Source organism: Vreelandella halophila (assembly GCF_019903425.1).
Taxonomy (GTDB): Bacteria; Pseudomonadota; Gammaproteobacteria; order Pseudomonadales; family Oleiphilaceae; genus Halospina; species Halospina halophila.
Map to the genome: position 1 here is coordinate 2167579 of NZ_JACHUZ010000013.1, position 12310 is coordinate 2179888.

At 62.2% G+C, this 12310-nt stretch carries 9 protein-coding genes; 5 read left to right on the top strand and 4 right to left on the bottom strand.

The window, feature by feature from the left end; translation table 11 throughout:
• Positions 1-426 carry an acyl-CoA thioesterase gene (locus H4I92_RS14450; protein WP_077531245.1) on the bottom strand — a complete coding sequence of 142 codons (426 nt, stop codon included), beginning with the start codon at positions 424-426 and terminating at the stop codon, positions 1-3.
• A gap of 83 nt (positions 427-509) precedes the next feature.
• Here H4I92_RS14450 and H4I92_RS14455 point away from each other — a divergent pair, with 83 nt between their 5' ends.
• The 3 genes from H4I92_RS14455 to dinG all read left to right on the top strand — a co-directional run bounded on the left by H4I92_RS14455 (position 510) and on the right by dinG (position 5043).
• On the top strand, positions 510-1301 hold the full coding sequence (locus H4I92_RS14455; protein WP_218668226.1) for an MlaA family lipoprotein: 792 nt from the start codon (positions 510-512) through the stop codon (positions 1299-1301).
• A gap of 54 nt (positions 1302-1355) precedes the next feature.
• A complete protein-coding gene (locus tag H4I92_RS14460; protein ID WP_077531246.1) occupies positions 1356-2819 on the top strand; it encodes a DUF3336 domain-containing protein in 1464 nt (487 codons plus the stop codon).
• A gap of 67 nt (positions 2820-2886) precedes the next feature.
• Positions 2887-5043: an ATP-dependent DNA helicase DinG gene (gene dinG / locus H4I92_RS14465; RefSeq protein WP_077531247.1), complete on the top strand. Its 2157-nt coding sequence runs from the start codon at positions 2887-2889 to the stop codon at positions 5041-5043.
• A gap of 9 nt (positions 5044-5052) precedes the next feature.
• On the opposite strand, the gene H4I92_RS14470 is transcribed toward dinG, so the two are convergent.
• Both H4I92_RS14470 and H4I92_RS14475 read right to left on the bottom strand, forming a co-directional pair.
• A complete protein-coding gene (locus tag H4I92_RS14470; RefSeq protein WP_077531248.1) occupies positions 5053-6642 on the bottom strand; it encodes a BCCT family transporter in 1590 nt (529 codons plus the stop codon).
• A 299-nt stretch (positions 6643-6941) separates the two neighbouring features.
• The gene (locus H4I92_RS14475) at positions 6942-9644 is read right to left on the bottom strand and encodes a winged helix-turn-helix domain-containing protein (RefSeq protein ID WP_077531249.1); all 2703 of its coding nucleotides are present in this window, start codon (positions 9642-9644) and stop codon (positions 6942-6944) included.
• A 163-nt stretch (positions 9645-9807) separates the two neighbouring features.
• Between H4I92_RS14475 and cysB the strand changes: the two genes are divergently transcribed.
• Entirely contained in the window at positions 9808-10782 is a 975-nt protein-coding gene (cysB, locus tag H4I92_RS14480) for an HTH-type transcriptional regulator CysB (protein WP_077531250.1), read from the top strand.
• A 6-nt stretch (positions 10783-10788) separates the two neighbouring features.
• On the opposite strand, the gene H4I92_RS14485 is transcribed toward cysB, so the two are convergent.
• Positions 10789-11517 (bottom strand): phosphoadenylyl-sulfate reductase, encoded by a 729-nt coding sequence (locus H4I92_RS14485; RefSeq protein ID WP_179105723.1) that lies wholly within the window; start codon positions 11515-11517, stop codon positions 10789-10791.
• 148 nt (positions 11518-11665) lie between these two features.
• Here H4I92_RS14485 and thrH point away from each other — a divergent pair, with 148 nt between their 5' ends.
• On the top strand, positions 11666-12280 hold the full coding sequence (gene thrH / locus H4I92_RS14490; protein WP_077531252.1) for a bifunctional phosphoserine phosphatase/homoserine phosphotransferase ThrH: 615 nt from the start codon (positions 11666-11668) through the stop codon (positions 12278-12280).
• Positions 12281-12310 lie beyond the last annotated feature (30 nt).

Here is a 12310-nt window from a genome sequence, read left to right on the forward strand (position 1 = left end):
CTACTGGCCGCTTTCCACGTCCAGCGCCCGCAGTTGGTCGGGCAGGGGGGTGGGGCGGCCCGTGTCATGGTCGATCCAAACCACCTTGGCGCTGCCTGAGGCATAGAGCGTACCGTCATCAGCGTCCAGAACCCGGTAGATGTTCTCCAGGCTGCTGTTGCCGGCCCTGCCGGTGCGCACTTCAATCCGGATTGTGGCAGGGTGGATCAGCTCCTGATGGAAGGTCGCCGCGGTGGTTACAATCACAGGCCCCTCGCCCTGGCCGTCCGCTGTCAGTGTGAGGCTGTCGAACCACCGGATCCGCGCCTCTTCAAAAAACCGGAAATAAACCGTATTGTTCACATGACCATAGGCATCCTGGTCGCCCCAGCGGACAGGAAAGGTTTCCTCATGGACCAGACGGCCCTCGGGTGTGTTCTTGGACATGATGGCTCCTGTTTCATGGATGGCGTTGATTCTAGGGCCGCAAAAGATGATTTCAATCCCCCTGCAGATAGGTTCCCAGATTGATGATGCAACGTACCCTGCTCGCGCTCAGTCTCACCCTGGCAATGACCGCGGGTGCCAGTGCACAGCAGCCCGAAGACGGCTCGGGCAATGCACTGCCCGGCGATGCGGACCCACAGGAGGTTGCGGACAGTACCGCCTTTGACGACCGCGACCCCTGGGAGTCGTTCAACCGCAGCATTTTCACCTTCAATGACGTGCTGGACCGCAATGTGCTCAGGCCCGTGGCGCGTGGTTACAACCGTGTTACGCCGGAGCCCGTGAATGATGGGGTCAGCAATTTCTTCAGTAACCTGAGCGAGCCGGGCAACATCCTCAACAGCCTGCTCCAGGGCAAGGGCGAGGATGCGCTGATCAGCACCGGCCGCTTCATCTTCAACACCACTTTCGGGCTCCTGGGACTGGTAGACGTAGCCAGTTATATGGAACTGCCGGAAAAGGAAGAAGACTTCGGCCAGACCTTCGGCTACTGGGGGGCTGACAGTGGCCCCTTCCTGATGCTGCCGTTCTTTGGCCCCTCAACGGTCCGTGGTACGGCGGGCAGAGGGGTGGACTACGCTGTCCCGGATCTCATGGATGAAGTGGACACTCCCGAACTCTATTTCCTTTACGCGCTCTACGGGGTGGATCTCAGGGCCTCGCTGCTGGGCTACGAGGAGCAGATTACGGGTGACCGTTATACGTTCATACGCAATATCTACCTGCAGCGCCGTGAGTACCAGGTCAATGATGGCAAAGTGGAAAGTGATCCCTTTGCCAACGATGATGAGGATCTGATGCTCGAGGATTTCTGATCGGGGGCTATACTCAGGTCAGTTGCAACCGGGTAGTGGTCAGTGGAGTCCATTATGAACCGCAGGATCGCGCATTACCGCACACTGCTCGCCCAGGCCCGCACCTATGAACAGTGGAAGGCGGCGGCGCTGGAGCTGGATTACCTGGAAGGCAATGTGGAGTGGAAGGAGGAATTCGCCTCCGAGTTCTACAACTACAACCTCATCCACGACCGCCTGCGGGAGCTGCGCCACTACCACCAGACCGGCGACTACGCACGGCTCAAGCGCGCCATCCGTGAAGGCCTGCACCACGATCTCGGCAATATCTCGAATCCCGCGCTCTATCACAACAGCTATGTGGGCACCAAGCACCTGATTGAGGAATACGTGAATCAGGTGTGCGAGTCCATCAACCTGCTGTGTGACACGCCCATGCAGGAGCTGCCTGAAAGCGAAAAGCTGGGGTTCTTCAAGGATACCCTGTTGAGCTATGGCCGCCCGGCGCTGCTGCTCAGCGGCGGTGCCACGCTCGGCCTGTTCCACCTTGGCGTGATCCGCACCCTCTGGGAGCGGGACCTGCTGCCCCAGGTAATCTCCGGTTCCAGTGCCGGGGCTGTGATGGCGGCCATGGTGGGCACCACGCCGGATGATGAGCTTGACCAGCTGCTGGAGCCGGAGCGCCACAATCTCAAGGCCTGGCGCTGGAAGGGGGTGATCAACGGCCTGCGCGGGGCCGGGTTCATGGACCAGAGCGTTCTGGAACAGTGTCTGCGCGAGAATATCGGCGAGTTCACCTTTGAGGAGGCATTCCAGCACACCGGCCGTTCCACCAATATCAGCGTCTCCTCGGACCAGGGCCAGCATGGGGCGCGCCTGCTCAGTGGCTATACTTCACCCTATATGCTGGTCTGGAGCGCAGCGCTCGCCTCCTCCGCCGTGCCCGGGGTGTTCCCGCCGGTTCAGCTCCAGAAGAAGGACCATCAGGGCGCCACGGTGCCCTACATGCCGCGCCTGCGCTTTGTGGACGGCTCCGTGGTCAGTGACCTGCCGCGTGAGCGCCTGATGCACCTCTACGATGTGAATTTCACCCTGGTCAGCCAGACCAACCCCCATGTGGTGCCGTTCCTGCGCCGGGATCACGGGCAGCCCCGGGAGAGTCTCGCCAGCCTGCCACTGTCACTGCTGCGGGCGGAGATGCAGTTCCACGGCAAGGGGCTGTTCGATGTGTTGAGGCGGCGCATGCGCCCCGAGCTGGCCCGCCAGGCCTGTGGCCAGATCTACACCATTATGGCGCAGCAGTACCAGGGAGACGTAACCCTGGCGCCGCGCTACCGGCTGCGCCACTTCCGGCGCATGATGTCGAACCCCTCGCCGGAATTCGTGCGGGAGATGATGCTGGAAGGGGAACGGGCCACCTGGCCGCTGATCTCCCAGATCCGCACCCATGCCAAGATCTCGCGCACCCTTGAAAGCTGCATCCGCCGTCTGCGTCAGCACAATCGCAAGGGTGCCGAGCTGCACGTGATCGCGAGCTGAGCCTGTACGCTCCGGGAGCCGCCCGCTATCATGAGCGGTCCCTTACCCTACCTTTGGACAGGAGCGCATGCTCAACGAGGATACCAAGGCTGAGATCCAGGCAGCCTATCGGGCCGTTCTGGCTGGCAAGGACCTGCGAGCGCGCTACGGCCAGCGCCTGATGATCGCCGAGATTGCCCGCTACCTCGGAGAGATCACGGAGCACGACGGCCAGCGCACGTCCGCCCACAAGGCCTGTGTCCTGGAAGCGGGAACCGGCACGGGCAAGACCCTGGCCTATCTGCTGGCAGCCATCCCGGTGGCGCGGCAGCTTGGCAAGCAGCTGGTGGTTTCCACCGCCACGGTGGCACTCCAGGACCAGATCGTGAACAAGGACCTGCCGGACCTGAAAGCCCACTCGGGGCTGGATGTGAGCTGGTCCCTGGCCAAGGGGCGGGGGCGTTACCTGTGCCTGTCAAAGGTGGAACAGCGCCTGCACGGTCACGGCAACCAGGACAGCGACACCATTCCGCTGTTCATGCTCCAGGAGGAGCCTGGGGAACCGGCGGAAACCCGCGCCTTCCACGAAAAGCTCTTCTCCAGCTATGCCGCAAGGGAATGGGACGGCGACCGCGACCACTGGCCGGACCACATTCCCGATGACATCTGGCAGGGCGTCACCACCGATCACCGCCAGTGCACCAACCGGCGCTGCAGTTACTTCGACAGCTGCCCGTTTTTCTCGGCGCGCGCGGAGCTGGAGCACGCGGACGTGATCGTGGCCAACCATGACCTGGTGCTGGCGGATCTGGCTCTGGGCGGTGGCGCCATACTGCCCAAGCCCGAGGACACCATCTACGTGATGGACGAGGCCCATCACTTGCCGGACAAGGCCCTGAACCACTTCGCCGCTTCCCTGGGGTTGGAGGGCACTCGCCAGTGGCTGCGCAGCCTGAGCCAGGCCCTGGCCCAGCTGCTGCCGCATCTGCCGGCCGATGCCGAGGCTGGCAGGACGGTCCAGAAACTGACGGATCTGGCGCGAGAAATTGACCCGATGCTGTCGGAACTCCATGAGTGGCTGGAAGAGAACACCCCGTGGGAGGGCGGCGAGGACGGAGGTACCGGCCAGTACCGTTTTCCGGGGGCACGGCTGCCGGACGAGCTGAGCACCCGGGTGACGGCCCTGCAACAGCATCAGGCGCAGCTGACGCGACGCCTGGACCAGCTGGCCGACTTTCTCGACGAAGGCATGGACGAGCGCCGGGAAGGCGATATTGACCGGGAGACCGCTGAAGCGTGGTACCCGGTCGTGGGCCAGTTCCACGCTCGAGCCGAGGATCAGCTGCGGCTCTGGCAGGCCTGGTCCGAGGCGGTGCCGGAAGCCGAGGAGGGCGAGGACAGCACCCGCACACCCGCACCGGCGCGGTGGCTCAACCGCCGTGGTGGCGACAACGGCGACATCACCCTCTACAGCAGCCCGGTATTGGCGGATAACGTCCTGTTCAGCCGGCTCTGGAGCCGGTGTTTCGGCGCCATCCTGACCTCCGCCACCCTCACCGCCCTGGGTCGCTTTGATCGGCTCAGCATGCGTGCCGGACTGCCGGCGGACAGCCGTTGCCTGGTGATCCCCTCGAACTTCCGTTACCAGGAAAACGCCACTGTGGAGGTGCCGGCCTCAAGCATGGAGCCCGGGGATCCGGCCAGCTATGCGGAGCGGCTGGTGGATCGGCTGCCCGGTGTTCTGGAAGGCGACACCGCAGCACTGGTGCTGTTCACGGCACGCCGGGACATGCAGCGGGTACGCGACATGCTGCCGGAGGCGTGGCGGGATTGTGTAACCACCCAGGATGACCATACCCGCGCCGAAGTGCTCGATCGTCATCGTCAGCGTGTGGACAGCGGGCAGACCTCGATCCTGTTCGGGGTGGCCAGTTTCGCGGAGGGGATTGATCTACCCGGGACCTACCTGGAGCACGTTGTGATCACGCGCCTGCCGTTCTCGGTGCCGGATGATCCCATTGAGGCCAGCCTGGCCGAATGGATTGAGGAAAGGGGCGGCAACCCCTTTATGGAGATCAGCGTGCCCGACGCCTCGATAAGGCTTGTGCAGGCCGCCGGGCGGTTGCTGCGCAGTGAGTCCGACACCGGCCGGGTCACCATTCTGGATCGCCGCATCATCTCCAGGCGTTACGGCAGCATGCTGCTGGATGCGCTGCCGCCGTTCCGCCGAGTGATTGCCGCCTGAGCCGTACCCTCAGTCCTCCTGGCGGGCCGGGTGCGGCTCGTAGCTGATCAGACCCTGCTGCCGCGCCATGGCATAGGCTGCCTTGGGCCCGGTCCAGAGTGACGGTAACAGGATGAGTGATACCGGAATCGCGGTGATCACGATGAACTGTTGCAGAGCGCTGATCTGGCCTTCGCCCATGTACAGCAGAATCGCCGCCATCAGTGCCATGGCAACACCCCAGAAGACGCGTACCGCGCGGTTCGGTTCATCATGGCCTGTGCCCACGACCGAGATCGCGTAGCTCATGGAATCCCCGGTGGTCGCCACAAAGATCGTGGTCAGCAGCAGGATCGCCAGTGCCATCAGCATACCGCCCGGCAGCGCCTGGGCCACGGTGAGGGTGGCCACATCGAACTGGAAGTTCTGCAGCGGCTCGGCCAGCTCGATTACATCCTGCATCTGGTAGAAGATCCCTGAGCCGCCCAGCAGGGTGAACCAGACGGTGGTGGCGACCGGCGCCATGACGGCCACTGCCAGGATCATCTCGCGGATGGTGCGGCCACGGGAAATGCGCGCGACGAAGATCGCCATCAGCGGCCCATAGCCGATGAACCAGGCGAAGAAGAACACCGTCCACCATTTCATCCACCATGCGGGGGCGGTCTCGGAGGTCATTGTGCCCATGCGGAAGAACGAGGAGATGTATTCACCGAAGCCCTGTGTGTAGGCGTTGGTGAGGAACAGCGTGGGCCCGAAGACAAAGATGACCGCCGCGATGGCGAGTGCCAGGATCACGTTGAATCGGCTCAGAAGCTGGATGCCCTTGTGGATGCCGGTTACCGCCGAAGTTACATAGATTGCCCCCAGGGCGATGACAATCATCAGCTGGGTGGAGTAACGGTCCTGGATGCCGAACAGCACCTCCAAACCATAGCTGACCTGGGTGGCCAGGAAGCCGATAGGACCAACGGTGCCGGCGACCACGGCTACCACACAGCAGGCGTCCACCACGCCGCCGATCCAGCCACCCATGATGCGCTGGCCGAATACCGGATAGAGCAGGGTGCGGGGCCGCAGAGGGTGCCCGAGGTCATAGTGGTTGTGCGCCAGGATGATTGCGGTCAGTGAACCGAGAATGGCCCAGGCCAGAAACCCCCAGTGCATGAACGACTGGGCAAGTGCGCCGGCTACGGCCTCGGCGGTCCCTGGCTCGGTGGTGAAGGCCGGGGGTGTGACCACGAAGTGATAGACCGGCTCGCCGGCGGCAAAGAAGACGCCGCCGCCGGCCAGCAGGGTGCACATGATCATGGAAAGCCAGCGGAAGGTGCTGATTTCCGGCGTGGTACGGTTCCCCACAAGCGCTCCGGCCGCGGGTGAAATCGCAACGCCCAGGGCGATAAAGAAGGTTGCCAGCAGCAGCAACTGGAAATAAGAGCCCAGGCCCGCTGCAGTCGCGGTAAACCATTGCCCGATGCTGTCGGAGACAAGGCCGATGTCGTACAGGGAGAACAGTATGAAGAGAACAATGAACCCGGCGCTGAGACCGAGAACCACTGGATCGCCGAGCCGTCGGTGATCGATAGGCGAAGTGCCCGGGGGCTGTTCGGATTGAGTCATGGGAGCCTCACGACCATATAAAGTGAAGCGCGCGATGATGACAGCCTGCTACAGGAAATCAATGGTTGACAGGTTAAATGGTCAGAAAAAAGCCACCAACGGAAACCGCTGGTGGCTGAACAAGGAGTTTTGTGAGGAGAAATCCGAAAGGCCTGAAATCGAATTCCTGTTGACTCGTCTCACGGTGCCCAATTTAGGGCGTAAGGGGGCGTAGAGGGATCGTCCAAAGGGCGTAAAAGAGGGTGTAATAGGGCGTAAGGTGCCTGAAATGTGAACTGAGTCACGTTTCTGGCCGTTGCCTAGTCGACCAACCCCAGTTCCCGGGCACGGGCCAGAGCACCGGTCCGGCTGCTGGCACCCAGTTTGCCGTACAGGTTGCGGATATGGGCTTTGACGGTGGTCTGTGCCACGGACATGCGCTGTGCAATTTCCTTATTGGCATGACCGGCATGGATCAGTGTCAGCACTTCGATCTCGCGCTGGCTCAGCGGCTCCAGGAGTTCATCGGAGCCGCCAGTGGCCGGTTTGGGGTCTGTTGTGCCTGTGGCGGATTCCGCTTCCATCAGGGGGTCAAGTTCGCGCAGAAAGGCCAGCGGCAGTCCATGGTGATCAATGCGCCGGTACAGGGCAGCGAGCGCGGGCCCTTCCTCGACAAAGAGCCGCAGGAAACGTTCCCGGGAGGCCAACTCAAGGGCACGGCGCAGCATCACGGCGGCCTGCTCACCGCGGTCCAGCTGTTCCAGGCAGACGGCGTAGACCGCCAGAAGCTCAATCAGGTGCTTGATGTGGCGGCCTTTCTCGGTGGAGAGCCGCAGGGGCGCCAGGATATTGATCGCCTCCTCCGCCTGACCATCCGCAAGCAACAGCCGCGCCAGCCCGATCCGGGCCTGTTCGCGGTTGATGGGGTTGCGGTAATTATGGTTCTCGAGCCGTTCCCGCCAAGCCTGTGCGCCGGTGCGATCGCCCAGCGCCAGGTGGCAGCGTATATGCAGGGCCTCCAGGCACGGGGGTTCGAACAGGATGGCATCGCGTTTCTGGTTCTGGACCCGCTCTGCGTCCTCGAGGTATTCCATTGCGTCCTGATACTGGCCGCGGGAAAAGGCGAGGTGCGCCCGGGTGTACTGGATCACCACGTGCTGGCCGGGTTCGCTGCCCGTATCCAGGTGGGGCAGCAGTGGTGTCATGTGCGTATCCGCCAAGGTCAGGTCGTTCTTCTCCCGATGGATCTGGACCATGGCGCTGTTCTGCCAGCAGGAAACCAGGCGCGGCTGTTGCGGATCCGTGTGATGGGAGTTCACCCATTCCCGCACGCTGGTGCCCACGTCGAGTGCCCGATCCATCTCGCCCTGGTAGAACAGGATCCACGCCAGAAGGCCGCCGCTGGAAAGGGTGGTGGCATGTTTCTTTTCCCGGCGCCCGTGCTCTACGGCGGATTCCAGCGCATGGGTGGCACTGGCCAGGTCCCCGTTGGCGTAGCAGTCAAGCCCGATGCCGTAGTAGGTCACGGACTTGAGAGGGATATTGGTGTGGTCGATGTCCTTCAGGACCTGCTGGGTCAGATGCCGGGCGCTGGAGTGGTCGCTGCGGGTGCGCGCCATGTAGGAGCGGATCAGGGCGATTTCGTTGTGCAGCGCCAGGGCCACGTCGGCATTGTCGTCGGAATTGGCCACGCGGATATCCAGAGCGTCTTCCAACTGCTCCAGCAGGGGCTCGATGTTGTTGAGGCGGTTCAGGAAAAAGAGCGCCCAAATCTGGAGCATCATCAGGCGCGGATTACTCGTGGTCCGTTCATCTGGCAGGTACTGCAGCCACTTGTGGACCAGCTCATGGAAGCCGGTATGGATCAGGTTGTTGCCGTACTGTTCCAACACCTGTTCCAGCCAGCCCCAGTCCTCCAGCTGGAGCAGCTGCACGATCGCCTCTTGCAGATAGTCCTCATCCAGCAGCCAGCGGATGGCCCGGGTCTGGAGTTCGCGGTAGGCTTCCGGTTGGGTCTGGCTGAAACGCTGCGCCAGGGCTTCCCGGAAGAGGTCGTGATAGCGGAACCACTGGTCGCGGGTGTCGAGAGGGATGATGAACAGGTTGGCATGGACCAGCTGCTCCAGAACCGCCTGGCTGTCGTCGCGTTCCAGAATACTGTTGCACAGATCCGCACTGAGCCGCCGACAGATGCTGGTGCGCAGCAGAAAATCGCGCACATCGGGCCTCTGCTGATCCAGTATTTCGGTCAGTATGTAATCGCTGATCTGGCGGCTGTGATCGCCCTCGCTGAGTACGGCCCGCGACAGATTGCCGGAGTTCATGCTCTTGCCGGACAGGGCCGTCAGCTGCATGGCGGCCGCCCAACCCTCGGTCCGCTGCCATATGGCGCGGACGTTCTCGTCGTCCAGTGCCAGGCCCATGTAATCGTTGAAGAAGGCACTGCATTCGGATTCGGAAAAGGCCAGGTCACTGGCGTGGAGGCCCTCCATCCAGCCCTTGACCCGCCACCGGGACAGCGGCAGGGCCGGTTCCGTGCGCGACAGCAGCACCAGGTGCAGAGCCGGTGGGGCGTGGTCCACAAGGAACGTGATCTGGCGCTGGATGTCGGGATCCTGGATCAGGTGGTAGTCGTCCAGTATCAGGTTGGCGTGCTCGACTGACTGGTCGATAAGCGTGTTGATGAAGGCGGTCAGGGCACCTTCAATATGCTCCCCGCCGGGGGTGTCCAGATAACGGTGGATGCCCTCCTGGTGCCCCAGAAGAGTGTTTTCCAGGGCGCCGATGGCATAAGACCAGAAACGGCGCGGCTCGTCGTCCTGTTCGTCGAGGGAGAGCCAGGCCACGGTGCCGTCGTGGGTCGTGCACCACTGATTCACCAGTGTGGTCTTGCCGTACCCGGCCGGGGCAGTGATGGTGGTTATGCGCCGTGCCGCATCGGGCTGCAGCCGTTCCAGGAGACGGGGGCGGGCGATGGCACGGGGGTCCGCCGCCGGGCGCATGAATTTTGTGGCCAGTAACATCGGCAAGTCCCTGATCCCGTTCCTGTGCTCAGTGTCGCATTGTCGGGTCTGGAGGTTGCACGTTCAAGATGCTTCGTGATTCGGGGGTCGGGACAGGCTGCGAAAAAAATGGAATAATACGCTATATTTTTAGATCAACGTAAAAGCATTGGAGTCGCCGGGCATGAAGCTGCAGCAACTGCGCTATATCTGGGAAGTGGCCCACCATGACCTGAACGTTTCCGCCACGGCTGCCGAGCTGTTCACCTCGCAGCCCGGGATCTCCAAGCAGATCCGGATGCTGGAGGATGAACTCGGGGTCGAGATCTTTGCCCGCTCGGGCAAGCACCTGACCCGGATTACGCCCGCGGGTGAGAGCATCATCCGCGAGGCGGGCGAGATCCTGCGCCGTGCCGATGGTATCAAGCGTATTGCCCAGGAGTTCAGTGACCAGAACCGGGGTGAGCTGCGGATCGCGACAACCCACACCCAGGCCCGCTATGCGCTCCCGAAGCTGATCCGCGAGTTCATGGCTGAATACCCGGAAGTGACGCTGCACATGAACCAGGGCACGCCCTGGCAGATCTCCGAGATGGCGGCGAACGGGGTGGTGGACTTCGCGATCTGCACCGAGGCCCTGGACCAGTTCCATGACCTGATCATGATGCCGGGTTATCGCTGGAACCGCTGCGCCGTGGTGCCGAAGGACCATCCACTGGCGGAACTGAAGACCCTGACACTGGAGGAGCTGGCAAAGTACCCGCTGGTGACCTACGTGCAGGGGTTTACCGGCCGGTCACGGCTGGATCAGGCCTTTGAGAGTGAGGGCCTGACGCCGAAGGTGGTATTCACCGCTTCGGATGCGGACGTGATCAAGACCTATGTGCGCCTTGGGCTGGGCGTGGGGATTGTGGCCCACATGGCTCACGACCCGGAGGTGGACACGGACCTGGTGGCACTGGATGCCCAGCACCTGTTCGAGCCGAGCATCACCCGTATCGCTTTCCGCAAGGGCACCTTCCTGCGTGCCTACATGGTTGATTTCATCCAGCGGTTCGCGCCACACCTGAGCCGGGATCTTATTGAGGCCGCTGCCCAGAGGACATCCCAGGTGGAGCTGGATGAACTCTTTGAGGATGTAGTGCTGCCCAGCTACTGAGTGCGGTCACTCAGCGCTGGAGCTGGCGATCATGTTGCCGGCGTGCAGGCCGCATTCCTTCTTGGTGGCCTCTTCCCACCACCAGCGACCTTCCCGCTCATGCTGGCCGGGCAGGATGGGGCGTGTGCAGGGTTCGCAACCGACGCTGACAAAACCGCGGTCGTGCAGCTCGTTGTAGGGAACCTCCATGGTGCGGATGTAGTCCCAGACGTCCTTGGATGACCAGTTGGCCATGGGGTTGAACTTCACCAGCGGCCCATTGCGCCCCTCGAAAGACGTATCCTGCTGAACCACGGGCACATCATTGCGGGTGTCGGGGCTCTGGTCCTTGCGCTGCCCGGTGATCCAGGCATCGAGACCCGACAGCTTGCGCCGCAGCGGCTCGACCTTGCGGATACCACAGCACTCCTCGTGACCATCCTCATAGAAGCTGAACAGGCCCTTGGCATTAACCAGGTCCTGGACGGCCCGGGCGTCCGGGAACAGGATCTCCAGGTCGAGATCGTATTCCTGCCGGACTCTTTCCACGAACCGGTAGGTCTCCGGATGCAGGCGCCCTGTATCAAGGGTGAAAACGCTGAAGGGTTTCCTGAGGCTGTGGGCCATGGCGATCAGGGCCACGTCCTCGGCGCCGCTGAAGGAGATCGCGATACTGTCGAACCGCTCCAGTGCGGTTTTGATGATCTTGCGGGGCGAGGCGTCCGCCAGCTCGCTGTTGAGACTGTCGATGTCCATCAATGGGATTCCGTGATCGGCGGTGAATTCAGCACCATCAATTCTAACATTTGGGTTGCGTTATTACCCGTGCATTCAGTTCAGGCTTTATTTATGATGACGCTCCCAAAAACACTACTGGCAAGGGCATTGGGCAAAAGGAGGCGTTGTGGAGCTGGCCTGTCTTGATCTGGAAGGGGTTCTGATCCCGGAAATATGGATTGCGTTTGCCGAGAAAACCGGGATACCGGAACTCAAGGCAACGACGCGGGACGTTCCTGACTATGACCAGTTGATGCAGCAACGGCTGGCACTGCTGGACCAGCACGGCTATGGCTTCCCGGAGATCCGGGAAGTCATTGGTGAGCTGGAGCCCCTTCCTGGTGCCCGGGAATTTCTGGACTGGCTGCGCCGGCATTTCCAGGTGGTGATTCTTTCAGACACCTTTTACGAGTTCGCCATGCCCCTGATGGAGAAGCTCGGCTACCCGACGCTGCTCTGCCACCGGCTGAGCGTGGGCGAGGACGGCACCATCGAGGACTACCACCTGCGCCAGCCGGATCCCAAACGCCAGGCGGTGCGCGCCTTCCAGCTTCTCAACATGAAGTGCATCGCGACCGGCGACTCCTACAATGACACCACCATGCTGGCCCAGGCTGAGGCGGGGATACTGTTCCATGCGCCGGAGAATGTCATCCGGGAATTCCCGCAGTTTCCGGCCGTGCATGACTACGAAAGCCTCAAACAGGCCTTCCTCAACGCCAGCACCGCCCAGCACGATTGAGCTCCCCTTTAGGAGCCTGCCCCGCAGGCG